Consider the following 15,009-nt stretch of genomic DNA (forward strand, 5'->3'; position numbering starts at 1 on the left):
CTTCACAAACGGAAGTTTCTCCTCACTCCTCTTTCTTTTCATTTTCTAAAAACGTCACTTGTTCAATAATCCCTTCAAGCAACAGTTCTTCTGGAAGGATTGTTTTAATAACAAAGGATTGACCTTTAATTAATAATTGACCATGTTTCAATAGCAATCTTACCTCTTTATCTGAAAACACTAATAATCCTCGATGATTTTCTATATAGATATGTACTTGCCCAACAAGCGTGATCCGAGGTAGATCCATTAACACATCCACTGGCAGGTCTATTTGCTTCGTTAACCAATTCTTCATTTGTTCTATTTTTTTCATCTCAAAAGACCCCCTCTCATCCCATATGTATGAAAAAAGAGCTTGTAATATCACGTCCAAACTGAAAAAAGCATAAAAAAACGTCTCATACGAAATGAGACGCTTTTTTATGCTAATAGCTGGATAACCAGCTTATTCACAAGTGATCCGTCTGTTTTACCTTTTACTTTCGGCATAACAGCAGTCATCACTTTACCCATATCTGCTTTAGATGTAGCACCAACTTCAGAAATAACTTGCTTAATTATATCCGCTAGTTCTTCTTCTGTTAATTGCTCCGGCAAATATGCGCTTAAAATCTGAATTTCACTTTGCAGTTTATCAACAAGGTCTTCACGACCAGCTTTTTTAAATTCAAGGAGGGAGTCCTTATACTGTTTTACTTCACGAGCTAAAACTGTTAATTCCTCTTCTTCAGTAAGAGTATGTTGCAGTTTAATACCTTCATTTTGTAAAGCAGCCTTAACCATACGAATAACGGTTAATTTTTCTTTTTGTTTATTCTTCATCGCTTGTTTCATATCATCGTTTAAACGACCGAGAAGACTCATAACTTACACCCTCTCTTAGAACTTACGCTTTCTTGCCGCTTCAGATTTCTTCTTACGTTTTACACTTGGCTTTTCATAAAACTCGCGCTTTCTTGCTTCAGCAAGTGTACCAGTTTTAGAAACCGATCTTTTAAAACGGCGAAGTGCATCCTCCAAAGACTCGTTTTTACGAACGACTGTTTTTGACATTCTCTTTCCCTCCCTCCGAAACATCACACTTACATACTAATTTCAGCATGCAAAAAGAAACCCTTCTTCAGCATGTCTTTTACGATTATAATACATTTTATCACTTCAGGTCAACTATTTGGCAGAATAAAAGAAGAATAGATGCCCTTACCTGTTCAAAAGCTATGTAGATAGCTATTATCCTTTTCCCCTGAAGACAACTATATTTTTTATCATTACACCTTTTTTAATACAAGAAAGCATTAAATAACTACTCATTCAACGTACCTGCCTTTTCAGTACTTAACTTCTCCACAAAAAAAAGAAAGCATGCAAATCGTTTCCGTTTGCATGCTTTTTTATCCCGCTATTTGCCAGGACAGTAAGACCCCCACCTCAAAATTCAGCGAAAGCAAAGAACTTAGGCGGGGGTCAGGCTGATAATCAGCGGGGATGAACAACCCCCCCCCCACTGATTAAAGTTTCACTTTATGCGCTTGCTGATTCTTTTTTTACATCATCTTCAAGAACACGAACAAACTGCGCTTCGTTATATGGATAACCAGCTTTTGTAATTTTCACTTTTACTAGCTTACCAATCAATTCTTCAGATCCTTCAAACACAATTTTTAAGTAGTTATCTGTATAACCTACATATAAACCTTTACGGTCACCATCTTTAAATGTCTCTTCCGGAATGATTTCAAGTACTTCACCTTCAAATCTAGAAGCATACTCTTTCGCTAATTGATTTGATAGCTCAATTAGACGGTGAACACGATCGTTCTTCACGTCTTCAGGAACTTGATCTTCCATACGTGCTGCTGGAGTACCTGTACGTTTCGAATAAGGGAAAACGTGTAATTCAGAGAAACGATTCTCTTTAATGAAATTGTACGTTTCCATGAATTCCTCTTCTGTTTCGCCTGGGAATCCAACAATTACGTCTGATGTAATCGCAAGACCTGGTAACGCTTCTTTCAAACGATCTAAACGCTCTTGGAAAAATTCCATCGTATACTTACGGCGCATACGTTTCAATACAGTATTAGATCCTGACTGTAATGGAATATGCAAGTGACGTACAACTACTTCTGATTTATCTAACACTTCAATTACTTCATCAGAAATTTGACTCGCCTCAATAGAAGAAATACGAAGGCGTTTCAATCCGCCTACTTCCGCTTCCATATCGCGCAGTAATCCAGCTAAGTTATACTCTTTTATATCTTCACCGTACCCACCTGTATGAATACCTGTTAATACGATTTCTTTATAGCCCGCATCTACTAATTGCTGCGCTTGTTTAATAACTTCTTTTCCATCACGAGAACGCATTAAACCACGCGCCCAAGGAATGATGCAAAATGTACAGAAGTTATTACAACCTTCTTGTATTTTTAAAGATGCACGTGTACGGTCCGTGAAATATGGTACATCGAGCTCTTCATATACACGTGTTTTCATAATATTGCGGACAGCATTAATTGGTTGACGCTCTTTACGGAATTCTTCGATGTATCCTAACATCTTCTCACGATCTTGCGTACCAACAACAATATCTACACCTGGAATCGCCATAATTTCCGCTGGAGATGTTTGTGCATAACATCCAGTTACACAAATTACCGCATCTGGATTTTGACGTACAGCACGTCTAATTACTTGACGGCTTTTTTTATCTCCAGTATTCGTTACTGTACATGTGTTAATAACGTATACATCAGATTTTTTTTCATATTCAGTTCTTTCATAACCACCTTGTTTAAACAATTGCCAAATCGCTTCTGTTTCATAGTGGTTTACTTTACAACCTAACGTGTGGAACGCAACAGTTGCCATTGATTATCACCCCATCAATTCAAAATGATAAGAAGCGGCACTTAACGCATAAAGCGGAGCCGTTTCTGTTCTTAAAATTCTTGGTCCTAAACTACATGGTACAAATTTATGTTCACGAAGTGCGGTTATCTCTTCCTCCGCTAAGCCGCCTTCTGGTCCAAATACAATCAGCAGCTTTTGGCCTGGTTTAACCGTCGCTAAAGCTTTCGCAAAATTAGATTTCTCACCTTGTTTCGCTTCTTCTTCATACGCAACAAGACAAACATCATACTCGCTACTCATCGACAGCAGTTGTTTAAATGATGAGGGAACGTGTACTTCTGGAATTTCACTTCTATGCGATTGTTCCGCAGCTTCTTTTACAATTTTTTTCAAACGCTCAACTTTTTTATCTGCTTTTTTCGCATCCCACTTTACAATAGATCGAGATGCTTGAAATGGTAAAAATGCAGCTGCCCCAAGCTCAGTTCCTTTTTGAAAAATTAACTCTAGCTTGTCTCCTTTCGGCAGTCCACTTGCAATCGTCACGAACACAGGAAGTTCGCTTGACGCCTCTACCCATTCTACAATAGTGGTATCCACAAATTCACTGGTAATTTCAGCAATTGAACACTCTGCTGTTTTACCATTTACACAGCAATAAATGTGGTCACCAGCTGACATACGCATCACTCTTGCGATGTGATGGACATCATCACCCATTATGCGAATACTTGTCTCATTTACATATTTCTCTTCTACAAAATAACGTTGCATATAATCACCTTAGTAGAGTTTCGTTCCTTTCGTAAGTCAATACTTACGAAAAGAACGAAACGTTATCATTTTCATATAACAAACGGCAAGTCCCTCACCTTATACGGTGAGAGACTCCCCTGTTCTTTATAGACTAAAATCTATATTACGCATTTCGTGCAATAATTGCTACCCAATCTTCCATTCGAAGTACTTCTTCAATTGAAAATCCAGCTGTTTCTAACGCTTCTGAAATTACTTTTTCTTTCGCCCCAATAATACCAGATGTAATAAATAATCCACCTGGCTTCACAACTCTCGCTGCATCTTCAGGGAATAGAAGAATAATTTCCGCTAGTAAATTTGCTACGATTAAATCAACTGGGCCTTCAATACCTTCTAATAGACTATTCTGTCCAACATTGACAATGTCATCTGTTTTATTTAAGCGCACATTCATTTCTGCACTTTCAACTGCAACTGGGTCTAAATCATACGCTTGAACAGAAGCCGCACCTAATTTTGCCGCAGCAATACTAAGTACCCCCGAACCTGTCCCCACATCAATCACAGTATCACCTGGCTGAACCGTTTTTTCTAACGCACGAATACACATCGTCGTTGTTGGATGTGTCCCTGTACCAAACGCCATACCTGGATCTAATTCAATAATTTTTTCATTTGGAGAAGACGGTGTATACTCTTCCCACGTCGGCACAATTGTGAATGTATCAGAAATTTGAACTGGATGATAATACTTCTTCCAAGCAGTAGCCCAATCTTCCTCATCGACTTCATTAATTGTAATAGTTCCTTTACCAATTTCGATGTCGAAAGATGGTAGTGCATCAATAGATGATTTTACACCTGCAACCGTTTCGTGTAAAGAATCCGTTTGTGGGAAATATGCTTTTACCAAAACACCCTCACTTGGATATTCATCTGGGTTAAGTGCATAAATCTCACCGTATTGTTGCTCGCGCTCTTTCGTCAACTCCGCTGGGTCCTCAATCGCAACCCCGCTAGCGCCTGCTTCATGCAAAATATGAGAGACAGCTTCTACTGCTTCTTCTGTTGTATGAATACTAATTTCTGACCATTTCACAATTTACCAACTCCATTTTTTATTTCCATTATTCCCCTTTGAAAGCACGTTTAAGCTTTCTGAATAAGCTATCATCCTGCTCTTCTTGCCCTGCAAATTCACGCAATAAATCTTTTTGATGTGAAGTTAATTTCGTCGGCACAACAACACGAACGACTACATATTGATCTCCTTGACCATATCCACGTACGTTCGGAGCACCTTTTCCTTTTAAGCGGAATTCTGTTCCTGTTTGTGTTCCTGCTGAAATTTTCAGCTTCACTTTGCCATGAACGGTAGGAACTTCTACTTCCGCACCAAGTGCCATTTGCGCAAATGTTAATGGCATTTCGCAAATAATGTGATCCCCTTCGCGCTCAAAGAATTCATGATTTCTCACATGAACAACAACATATAAGTCACCTGCCGGTCCGCCATTTACGCCTGCTTCACCTTTTCCAGATACACGAATTTGTTGACCATTATCGATACCCGCTGGAATTTTAACATTGATTTTTTTACGTTTACGAACTTTACCAGAACCATGGCATGTCGTACATTTCTCTTTAATCATTTGACCTGTTCCTGAACAATGCCCACAAGCTTGACGGTTTACAATACGCCCAAATGGTGTATTTTGTTCTACACTTACTTGCCCTGATCCTGAACAATGTTTACATGTTTCTTTTGAAGTCCCTGGTTTTTCTCCACTACCCTTACAAGTATCACATGGATCCTCCACTGGAATCTCAACATTTAATTCTTTACCAAAAATAGCTTCTTCAAACTCTAAAGTAACTTGATATTGTAAATCAGCACCTTGACGCGGAGCATTCGGATCACGACGTCTGCCGCCACCGCCACCAAAGAATGAACTGAAGATATCTTCAAATCCGAAGCCACCGCCGAAGTCGCCTCCACCGAAACCTTGATTCGGACCCGCGTGACCAAACTGATCATACTGCGCGCGGTTTTGATCGTCACTTAATACTTCGTATGCTTCTTGTACTTCTTTAAACTTTTCAATTGCATTTTCTTCTTTACTTACGTCTGGATGGTACTTTTTAGCCAAACGACGATACGCTTTTTTTATTTCATCTTTAGAAGCACCCTTGCTAAGTCCAAGGACCTCATAATAGTCTCGTTTATTCATAAATTTGCAACCCCCGAATCTTTCACATAAACGTAATTTTAACACCGAAAGAAAGTGCTTTGCAACAAAGTTTCCTCACTTACAGTATGCAAAATAAAAAACTTAAGCTCCTCACACATTTCTTCTTATTCGTGAAAAAAGCCAAAGCCAAGGCACGCTTGACTTTGACTTTTTGTCATCTTACTTATTTTATTTCACTGTATTACTTGTCTTCTTTTACTTCTTCAAACTCAGCGTCTACTACATTATCTTTTTTCGCGCCAGCGTCTTGTGCTCCTTGCGCACCTTCTGCTTGCCCTGCAGCTGCTTGAGCTTGCTCGTATAATTTAACAGTTAATTGTTGCACGATTTCTTGAAGAGCATCTTTTTTCACACGGATTTCTTCAAGTTCATTTTTCTCGATTGCCGCTTGTAATGCTTCTTTCGCTTCCGTTGCTTTCGCTACTTCAGCTGCATCTACTTTACCTTCTAAGTCTTTTACAACTTTGTCTGTTTGGAATACAAGTTGGTCAGCTTCGTTACGAAGTTCAACTTCTTCCTTACGTTTTTGGTCAGCGTCAGCATTTGATTCCGCTTCTTGTACCATACGATCTACTTCTTCATCAGAAAGACCTGAAGAAGATTGGATTGTAATAGTTTGCTCTTTACTTGTTCCCAAGTCTTTTGCACGTACGTTAACGATACCGTTCGCATCAATATCGAATGTTACTTCGATTTGTGGAATTCCACGTGGTGCTGGCGGAAGGTCTGTTAATTGGAAACGACCTAATGTTTTGTTGTCAGCTGACATTGGACGTTCACCTTGTAGTACGTGAATGTCTACCGCTGGTTGGTTATCAGCAGCTGTTGAGAATACTTGTGACTTACTTGTTGGAATTGTAGTGTTACGCTCGATTAATTTCGTGAACACACCACCCATAGTTTCGATACCTAAAGAAAGTGGAGTTACGTCTAATAATAGAACGCCCTCTACATCACCAGTAAGTACGCCACCTTGAACTGCAGCACCTAATGCTACAACTTCATCTGGGTTTACACCTTTGTATGGCTCTTTACCAGTTTCACGTTTAATTGCTTCTTGTACAGCTGGGATACGAGTAGAACCACCAACAAGGATAACTTTATCTAATTCGCTTGGAGAAAAACCAGCGTCTTTTAATGCACGACGAGTTGGCTCTAATGTTCTTTCAACAAGACCAGCTGAAATTTCTTCGAATTTAGCTCTTGTTAACGTTAATTCTAAGTGTAATGGACCAGCAGCTCCAGCACTAATGAATGGTAATGAAATTTGTGTTTGTGTTACACCAGAAAGATCTTTCTTCGCTTTTTCAGCTGCATCTTTCAGACGTTGAAGTGCCATTTTATCTTGGCTTAAATCAATGTTATTTTCTTTTTTGAATTCAGCTACTAAATGATCGATGATAACTTGGTCAAAGTCATCTCCACCAAGACGGTTGTCACCAGCAGTTGAAATAACTTCAAATGTTCCATCTGCTAACTCAAGGATAGATACGTCAAATGTACCGCCACCTAAGTCATATACTAGAATTTTTTGTTCTTCATCTTGTTTTTCTAAACCGTAAGCAAGTGCTGCTGCTGTTGGTTCGTTAATGATACGCTCTACTTCTAAACCAGCAATACGACCAGCATCTTTTGTCGCTTGGCGTTCTGCATCGTTGAAGTATGCTGGTACTGTAATAACAGCTTTCGTCACTGTTTCACCTAAGTACGCTTCAGCAGAAGCTTTTAAGTTTTGTAAAATGATTGCAGAAATTTCTTGAGGTGTATAATCTTTACCTTCAACTTCTACTTTATAGTCTGTACCCATATGACGTTTAACAGACATGATTGTATTTGGGTTTGTAATTGCTTGACGTTTCGCAACTTCCCCAACTTGACGCTCTTCATTTTTGAAAGCTACAACAGAAGGTGTTGTACGGTTTCCTTCTGGATTTGGGATAACCTTTGGTTCTCCACCTTCCATAACAGCTACACAAGAGTTTGTTGTACCTAAGTCAATACCGATAATTTTACTCATGGCGATTCCTCCTACTTTTATGTAAATTATTGATTTACTTTTACCATTGATGGGCGAATCACACGGTCTTTTAGTTTATAACCTTTTTGGAATTCCTCCACAACCGCGTTTGATTCAAATTCACTGTCTTCCACTTGCATAATAGCTTGGTGCTCATTAGGATCAAACTGTTTACCAACAGATTCAATCGCTTCAACACCTTCTTTAGTCAGCGCTTCTAGCAATTGACGATGCACCATTTCCATACCTTGTAACAAGGATTTCGTTTGCTCATCAGTTGTTTCCACTTGCATCGCTCTTTCAAAATTATCAAGAGCTGGCAAAATATCTGAAACTAAACTTTGCGCTCTATATTTTTCAGCAGCCTGTTTATCCATTTGGACACGGCGCTTATGATTTTCAAAATCAGCTTGTAGACGTAATGTGCGACCTTCCGTTTCCGTTAGTTTCGCTTGTAACTCATCTACTTTTTCTTGTAAAAGAGCAGCCTCACTTTTTTCTTCTACAGCTTCTTCACTGTTTTCTGGCGTGACAGCTTCTTCAACTTGCGCTTCTTTCACTTCTTCTACCACTTGTTCGTTACGCTCTTCCACAATTTTCACCTCCTTAAAAGGTATTAGGTATCACGCTTAGCACGATTACCTAAGCATTATATATTACACACAGCAATGAGAATCTCATCACTTGAGCGAATGTATTACTCTCATTTACTTTTTAAGTCCATCAGTAAATTGCCTTGTAAATAACTGCAACAAACTAATTACACGAGAGTATTGCATTCTCGTCGGACCTAAAATCGCAATTGTTCCTAGTTGCTCTTCTCCAATCGAATATGTTGCAGAAATTAAACTACAATCTTCCATTGCTATTGAAGAATTTTCCCTACCAATTTTCACTTGAATACCAACTTGTTTATGACGCAAAATATCATAAAACTCAGCTTCGTTATCAATCATCGTCAGCAAGGATCTTACTTTTTGAATGTCATGGAACTCTGGTTGCGAAAGCATATTTGCTTTCCCTCCAAAGTATATCTTTTCCGATAAAGGAACTTGAAATGTACCATCTAACATTTTTATTGCACTATCGTAATTATGAACATACCCACGCAAGACTGTAACAATCTCTTTAAAGATTTTATTATGAAGTTCCGCCATAGATATACCAGATAGCTTTTCATTTAAAATATTAACCATTTTTTCTAAATCTGATAAATCAACAGATTCCGGAACGGTAATCGTTTTACTTTGCACATGCCCTGTATCTGTTACAATAATAGCGACTGCTGTTTGACGATCAAGCGGTACAATTTGTACATTTTTAAGTTTATTTGCGCTCAATTTCGGACCAAGAACAATGGCCGTATAATTCGTAAGCTCTGATAAAATTTGAGCTGATTGTTGTGCAATTTTTTCTGCTTCAAAAATTCTTTCAGCAAATAAATCTTTAATTTGTACAATTTCATCGGTCGGTAAGTTTTGCGGCGCTAAAAGATGGTCTACATAAAAACGATACCCTTTTTCAGAAGGAACACGCCCAGAAGAACTATGCGTTTTTTCAATAAATCCTAGTTCTTCTAAATCAGCCATTTCATTTCGAATAGTAGCTGAACTAAACGTAATTTCATCTTTCTTAGCCAACGTCCTCGAACCAACTGGTTGCGCTGATCCAATAAAGTCATCAACAATTGTTTGTAAAATTAAGAGCTGACGTTCCGTAAGCATCTCATCATCACCTCTGTTAGCACTCTTTGTCTTCGAGTGCTAAATCTATTAATAACTTACCAAAATTGACATTCAATTGTCAACGGAAACGTCACGAAATAACGAAACTTTTTCACGCTTATGGCACATTTAATTAATCAATCAAAAATGACTGGAATACTTCATTCCCTAATAGTTTCCCTTTCCTCGTTAAACAAACATGTCCATTTCTGTTTTCAAGTAATCCTTGTTCTTGATTATTTTGTAACTGCTTTGCAAAAACATGGTCCATCTCCACATTAAATTTCTTTTGGAATTCTAGCTTAGAAACACCTTTTGTTTTTCTAAGCCCTAAGAACAACTCTTCTTCCATTTTTTCTTTCTCCGTCACTGCGTGAACGTCTAAATACGGAAATCCAGTTTCATCAATTTTAGTGAAATATTGCTTAAGCGGACCTACATTTTGAATTCGTTCTCCGTTCACATAACTATGCGCTCCAGCTCCAAATCCATAATATTCTTCATTATTCCAGTATGTGAGATTATGTCTACTTTCATTATCACCTTTTGAGAAATTGCTAATTTCATACTGGTTATAGCCATGTTTTTCCATTTCATCCATTACCATTTCGTACATTTTCGCTTCATGATCTTCACCTGGTAGTCTTAATTTCCCTTTATTCATTAAGTTATAAAAGACTGTTTTCGGTTCCACAATTAATGAATATGCCGAGAAATGTTGTACACCAAGCGTAAAGGCAATGTCTAATGTTTCTTTTACATCTTCTATCGTCTGTCCTGGCAGAGCATAAATTAAATCTACATTAATATTTATAAAACCGACTTCCTGCGCTTCCCGAATTGATACGAATGCATCTTCTTTCGTATGCCTGCGTCCAATCTTCTCAAGTAGCTCATCACGAAACGTTTGCACACCAAAACTAATTCGGTTTACTCCACCTTCTAGCAATACGTTCAACTTCTCTTTCGGTAAATCACCTGGATTCGCTTCAAATGTTAATTCACAATTCGGCGCAAATGGACGCAAACGACGGTTAATGATGTCGAGTAGTTTTTTTGTTTGCTCCATATTTAAAGCTGTCGGAGTTCCTCCGCCAACAAAAATCGTTTTCATACTTTCAAACGGTACTTTTTGAACCGTATTTATTATTTCTTTCTCTAAATATTGTAAGTATTGATCAACCGGTTGGCGTTCAATAAATACTTTATTAAAATCACAATAGTGACAAATATGCTGACAAAATGGAATATGAATATATGCAGCTTGTACCAAATATAACTCCTACCTTTCTAAAAAGAAAACCTCCGCACTCCGGAGGATTCTTTACTTCTCTACTGTATTACGGATTTGTTCCATTCGCATTTTTCCCCAATCATACATCATTTCAACGATCGGTAAAAGCGACATACCTAATTCCGTCATATAGTACTCAACACGCGGAGGAATTTCCGGGTATACTGTTCGATCAACAATCCCGTCCTCCATTAACTCTTTCAATTGATTTGACAACACTTTATGAGAAATGCTCGGGAACAGACGTTGCAATTCACTAAAACGATGCGGACCTTCCACACCTAAGTGCCACAATATCACAACTTTCCACTTCCCACTAATAATAGAAAGCGTCAGTTCCTTTTCGCAATTAAAATTACCTTTTTGTATTTTCTCTCGAATATCTTTTCGAATATTTTCGGACATTAATAGTCTCCTAACTCTATATCAATCACTAAAAAGCTCTCTCACTATTGTAAATGAGAGATGCTAAGATGTCTAAAAAGTAGCATATAAAAAAGAAGCCGAACGAACAGCTTCTACTTTTATCACGATTGGTGCGGGCTAATAATTAGCGAAGAATAGAAAAATCCCCACTAATTATAGTTCACTCTATTAGTTATCATCCATTTTCAGTACAGCCATGAATGCTTCTTGCGGCACTTCTACAGAACCAACAGACTTCATACGTTTTTTACCTTCTTTTTGCTTATCAAGAAGTTTACGCTTACGAGAAATGTCACCACCGTAACATTTTGCAAGTACGTTTTTACGCATCGCCTTAATTGTAGAACGAGATACAACTTTATTTCCGATAGTCGCCTGAATTGGCACTTCAAACTGTTGTCTTGGAATTAATTTCTTTAATTTCTCTACAATTACTTTACCACGGTCATACGCTGAATCACGATGTACAATAAATGATAAAGCATCCACTTGTTCATTATTTAAAAGAATATCCATTTTCACAAGTTTAGATGGTTTATAACCAATTAACTCGTAGTCAAATGATGCATATCCTTTCGTATTTGATTTCAATTGATCGAAGAAATCATATACGATTTCTGATAATGGGATTTCATATGTCAATGTAACACGTGTTTCATCTAAATATTGCATATCAATAAACGTTCCACGTTTCCCTTGGCAAATTTCCATTACAGCTCCAACATAGTCATTCGGAACCATAATTGCAGCCTTCACAAACGGCTCTTCTACACGATCGATAGCCTGTGGATCTGGCATATTAGATGGATTATCAACAATAAGATCTTCACCGTTTGTTAAATACACTTTATAAATAACGCTTGGCGCTGTTGTAATTAAGTCAATCTTGAATTCACGTTCAATACGTTCTTGAATAATCTCCATGTGAAGCAGCCCTAAGAAACCACAACGGAAACCAAAACCTAAAGCTTGAGATGTTTCAGGCTCAAATTCAAGAGCAGAATCATTCAATTCTAGTTTTTCTAACGCATCACGTAAGTCGTTATAACGTGCAGAATCGATTGGATATAAACCACAGAATACCATTGGATTTAATTTACGATACCCTTTTAACGGCTCTACAGCCTGACGTTTCGCATGTGTAATCGTATCACCAACACGTGTATCGCCTACGTTTTTAATAGATGCTGCTAAGAAACCTACATCACCTACTGTTAACTCGTCACGTTGCGTTGTTTTTGGTGTAAACACACCTACTTCTGTTACTTCAAATTCTTTTCCAGTTGCCATCATACGTACTTTATCGCCAACTTTTACCGTTCCATTTACAACACGGATATATGCAATTACACCACGGTACGGATCATATAAAGAATCGAAAATCATACATTGTAACGGCTCTTCTGAATCACCTGTTGGAGCTGGTACCTTTTCAACGATTTGTTCTAAAATATCTTCAATACCAATGCCAGCTTTCGCTGAAGCAAGTACAGCTTCCGATGCATCTAAACCAATTACATCTTCTACCTCTTGACGTACGCGTTCTGGGTCTGCACTTGGTAAGTCGATTTTATTAATAACTGGTAAGATTTCTAAATTATTATCAAGCGCTAAATATACGTTCGCTAATGTTTGCGCCTCAATTCCTTGCGCTGCATCCACAACAAGAATTGCACCTTCACAAGCCGCTAAACTACGAGATACTTCGTACGTAAAGTCGACGTGTCCTGGAGTATCGATTAAGTGAAGAATATACTCTTCACCGTCTTTCGCTTTATACGTTAGTTGTACTGCATTTAATTTAATTGTAATACCACGCTCACGCTCCAACTCCATAGAGTCAAGCAATTGCGCCTTCATTTCGCGCTGTGCCAACGCGTTTGTTTTCTCCAAAATACGGTCTGCCAACGTTGATTTCCCGTGGTCAATGTGAGCAATGATGGAGAAGTTACGAATTTTGGACTGTCTTTTTGCTCTTTCTTCTTTATTCATCTATGTTCTCAACTCCTAATAGTCTCGCCAATATACACTAGCACTGATTATATCAATAGAGCAGCAAAGATTCAATGAAAACTCGTGCTGCTTACAATACAAATCACTCTATCTATATCTTATGCGAACAAACCATAAGAGACAAACCTTTTTCAAATTAAAAGACAGCTCTCTTACAAACATAAGACAACCATCCTTCCCGCTACCCTTAACTAAAAATTCCTTTTATTGCCCCAACAACTATATCCGTTCCAAACTTTGTCATATCACGAGCAACACTTGCTATCGCCATACCGATACCTTCTACAACATTAAAACTTCTTAAGCTTTCTAACTGTTTTTGTTTTTCAGTAGCCGAAAACGTCTCTCCCGAAATTCCGGGTTCAGCCCCAGCGCCTTCTGTTCCTGTCATATGAGCAATTTGTTCATATGACAGCTGACGATATCCTTTCATACTTTTTAGGCCATGATTAGCAAGTCCCACTCCAGCTATCATCATAAGCAAACATAAGACTGTACCGCATATACATAACAGCGTAAATTGACTCAAGTTATTTCTGCCTCTTTCCATCAATGTGTATATGCCCCTGTATTATCCTGATCAATCTGATGATGCAGTGCTGCATTTAAACCGCTGGCTATTACATTTGCCATATCCTCAATAAACGCATCTACTTCTTTTGGAGTTACCATTAAATTATGACCAAGAGGAGATAACACTTCATAAATTAACTTTCTCTTTTCTTCTTCTTCTAACGTACCAATAGCTCCTAAAAACATATTTCGACTCTTTTCATCCGGCATATCTTCTTCTGTTAATTTTTTCTTTTCTCCAAATGTAAAACCTGCTGGCAATAAAGAGCGTGACGGTTTGTTTCCTTCTTTCAGTTCCCGGCCAAAATGTTTCAAAATAAAATCAATTGTATCACTCGTAATCGAAACAGCATCTACCACAGTCGGCACACCAATTGCGATAACAGGAATACCTAATGTTTCTTTACTTAGTTCCTTACGCTTATTCCCAACACCAGATCCTGGATGAATTCCTGTATCAGAAATTTGTATCGTACTATTTACTCGTTCAATAGAACGCGCAGCTAATGCATCAATTGCGATGACAAAGTCTGGTTTTGTCTTCTCAATAATTCCGTAAATGACATCGCTCGTTTCAATCCCTGTAATTCCCATTACCCCTGGACGAATGGCACTAACAGGTCTAAACCCTTCTTCCACACTTTCAGGCTGCAATTTAAACAAATGTCTCGTCACCAGTACGTTCTCTACAACTATCGGTCCGAGTGCATCCGGCGTTACATTCCAATTCCCAAGACCTACGATTAAACAACTCGCTTCTTTTGAAACTCCAACCTCTTCTAAGAAATAAGAAAATTCTTTTGCAAAAATACGCTCTACCTTTTGCTGAAGTTCCGTATCTTGTTGTCGTATACCTTGCACCTCAAGAGTTAAATAACTTCCAGGTTTTTTCCCCATCGACTCAGATGCAATTTCATCAATAGTTACTTTTGTAATTGTAACTCCCTCTTCTTCCCTCTCTTTTACAATAACTCCCTGTATCCCTTTTTGTTCTTCTTGGCGCTCTTGTAGCATTTGGTGCGCCTCTACAGCAAGGTCAGTTCTAACACTATATTTACTTAAATCTAATGGTTCTTTCATCGTATCTCCTCC

Annotated in this window: 15 protein-coding genes; all 15 read right to left on the bottom strand. The window is 38.2% G+C overall.

Going from position 1 to position 15,009, the window contains the following annotated elements; translation table 11 throughout:
• Positions 1–22: 22 nt before the first annotated feature.
• Complete coding sequence (yqfC, locus tag ABH960_RS12570; RefSeq protein WP_002067170.1) at positions 23–316, bottom strand: sporulation protein YqfC; 294 nt, start codon at positions 314–316, stop codon at positions 23–25.
• A 107-nt stretch (positions 317–423) separates the two neighbouring features.
• Complete coding sequence (locus tag ABH960_RS12575) at positions 424–867, bottom strand: GatB/YqeY domain-containing protein (RefSeq protein WP_000054578.1); 444 nt, start codon at positions 865–867, stop codon at positions 424–426.
• Positions 868–882: 15 nt separating this feature from the next.
• Positions 883–1,056, bottom strand: a complete 174-nt coding sequence (rpsU, locus tag ABH960_RS12580) for a 30S ribosomal protein S21 (RefSeq protein ID WP_000048061.1) — start codon at positions 1,054–1,056, stop codon at positions 883–885.
• A 468-nt stretch (positions 1,057–1,524) separates the two neighbouring features.
• The gene (gene mtaB / locus ABH960_RS12585; protein ID WP_002138376.1) at positions 1,525–2,877 is read right to left on the bottom strand and encodes a tRNA (N(6)-L-threonylcarbamoyladenosine(37)-C(2))-methylthiotransferase MtaB; all 1,353 of its coding nucleotides are present in this window, start codon (positions 2,875–2,877) and stop codon (positions 1,525–1,527) included.
• Positions 2,878–2,883: 6 nt separating this feature from the next.
• Entirely contained in the window at positions 2,884–3,633 is a 750-nt protein-coding gene (locus tag ABH960_RS12590) for a 16S rRNA (uracil(1498)-N(3))-methyltransferase (protein WP_113935596.1), read from the bottom strand.
• A gap of 145 nt (positions 3,634–3,778) precedes the next feature.
• The gene (gene prmA / locus ABH960_RS12595; protein WP_404445493.1) at positions 3,779–4,717 is read right to left on the bottom strand and encodes a 50S ribosomal protein L11 methyltransferase; all 939 of its coding nucleotides are present in this window, start codon (positions 4,715–4,717) and stop codon (positions 3,779–3,781) included.
• Between the two features lie 28 nt (positions 4,718–4,745).
• Positions 4,746–5,849: a chaperone protein DnaJ gene (gene dnaJ, locus ABH960_RS12600; RefSeq protein ID WP_404445496.1), complete on the bottom strand. Its 1,104-nt coding sequence runs from the start codon at positions 5,847–5,849 to the stop codon at positions 4,746–4,748.
• 202 nt (positions 5,850–6,051) lie between these two features.
• Positions 6,052–7,887, bottom strand: a complete 1,836-nt coding sequence (dnaK, locus tag ABH960_RS12605; RefSeq protein WP_377889330.1) for a chaperone protein DnaK — start codon at positions 7,885–7,887, stop codon at positions 6,052–6,054.
• Positions 7,888–7,913: 26 nt separating this feature from the next.
• On the bottom strand, positions 7,914–8,480 hold the full coding sequence (grpE, locus tag ABH960_RS12610; protein ID WP_002138384.1) for a nucleotide exchange factor GrpE: 567 nt from the start codon (positions 8,478–8,480) through the stop codon (positions 7,914–7,916).
• Positions 8,481–8,594: 114 nt separating this feature from the next.
• Complete coding sequence (gene hrcA, locus ABH960_RS12615; RefSeq protein WP_404445500.1) at positions 8,595–9,611, bottom strand: heat-inducible transcriptional repressor HrcA; 1,017 nt, start codon at positions 9,609–9,611, stop codon at positions 8,595–8,597.
• 133 nt (positions 9,612–9,744) lie between these two features.
• Positions 9,745–10,884, bottom strand: coding sequence for a radical SAM family heme chaperone HemW (gene hemW, locus ABH960_RS12620; RefSeq protein ID WP_404445503.1), 1,140 nt, complete (start codon positions 10,882–10,884; stop codon positions 9,745–9,747).
• A 51-nt stretch (positions 10,885–10,935) separates the two neighbouring features.
• A complete protein-coding gene (locus ABH960_RS12625; RefSeq protein WP_002015203.1) occupies positions 10,936–11,310 on the bottom strand; it encodes a winged helix-turn-helix transcriptional regulator in 375 nt (124 codons plus the stop codon).
• A gap of 189 nt (positions 11,311–11,499) precedes the next feature.
• Positions 11,500–13,323, bottom strand: a complete 1,824-nt coding sequence (lepA, locus tag ABH960_RS12630) for an elongation factor 4 (RefSeq protein ID WP_002145694.1) — start codon at positions 13,321–13,323, stop codon at positions 11,500–11,502.
• A 208-nt stretch (positions 13,324–13,531) separates the two neighbouring features.
• Positions 13,532–13,894, bottom strand: coding sequence for a DUF3679 domain-containing protein (locus tag ABH960_RS12635; RefSeq protein WP_404445508.1), 363 nt, complete (start codon positions 13,892–13,894; stop codon positions 13,532–13,534).
• Positions 13,894–14,997 carry a GPR endopeptidase gene (gene gpr, locus ABH960_RS12640; RefSeq protein WP_002088693.1) on the bottom strand — a complete coding sequence of 368 codons (1,104 nt, stop codon included), beginning with the start codon at positions 14,995–14,997 and terminating at the stop codon, positions 13,894–13,896. Before gpr ends, ABH960_RS12635 begins: the two co-directional genes overlap by 1 nt.
• Positions 14,998–15,009: the final 12 nt, after the last annotated feature.

Origin of the sequence: Bacillus sp. RC252 (assembly GCF_044909215.1) — a bacterium.
GTDB classification, from domain to species: Bacteria; Bacillota; Bacilli; order Bacillales; family Bacillaceae_G; genus Bacillus_A; species Bacillus_A mycoides.

Coding starts and splice junctions, on each gene's coding strand:
- yqfC (WP_002067170.1), bottom strand. CDS start 316: ATGAAAAAAATAGAACAAATGAAGAATTGGTTAACGAAGCAAATAGAC.
- ABH960_RS12575 (WP_000054578.1), bottom strand. CDS start 867: ATGAGTCTTCTCGGTCGTTTAAACGATGATATGAAACAAGCGATGAAG.
- rpsU (WP_000048061.1), bottom strand. CDS start 1,056: ATGTCAAAAACAGTCGTTCGTAAAAACGAGTCTTTGGAGGATGCACTT.
- mtaB (WP_002138376.1), bottom strand. CDS start 2,877: ATGGCAACTGTTGCGTTCCACACGTTAGGTTGTAAAGTAAACCACTAT.
- ABH960_RS12590 (WP_113935596.1), bottom strand. CDS start 3,633: ATGCAACGTTATTTTGTAGAAGAGAAATATGTAAATGAGACAAGTATT.
- dnaJ (WP_404445496.1), bottom strand. CDS start 5,849: ATGAATAAACGAGACTATTATGAGGTCCTTGGACTTAGCAAGGGTGCT.
- dnaK (WP_377889330.1), bottom strand. CDS start 7,887: ATGAGTAAAATTATCGGTATTGACTTAGGTACAACAAACTCTTGTGTA.
- hrcA (WP_404445500.1), bottom strand. CDS start 9,611: ATGCTTACGGAACGTCAGCTCTTAATTTTACAAACAATTGTTGATGAC.
- ABH960_RS12625 (WP_002015203.1), bottom strand. CDS start 11,310: ATGTCCGAAAATATTCGAAAAGATATTCGAGAGAAAATACAAAAAGGT.
- lepA (WP_002145694.1), bottom strand. CDS start 13,323: ATGAATAAAGAAGAAAGAGCAAAAAGACAGTCCAAAATTCGTAACTTC.
- ABH960_RS12635 (WP_404445508.1), bottom strand. CDS start 13,894: ATGGAAAGAGGCAGAAATAACTTGAGTCAATTTACGCTGTTATGTATA.
- gpr (WP_002088693.1), bottom strand. CDS start 14,997: ATGAAAGAACCATTAGATTTAAGTAAATATAGTGTTAGAACTGACCTT.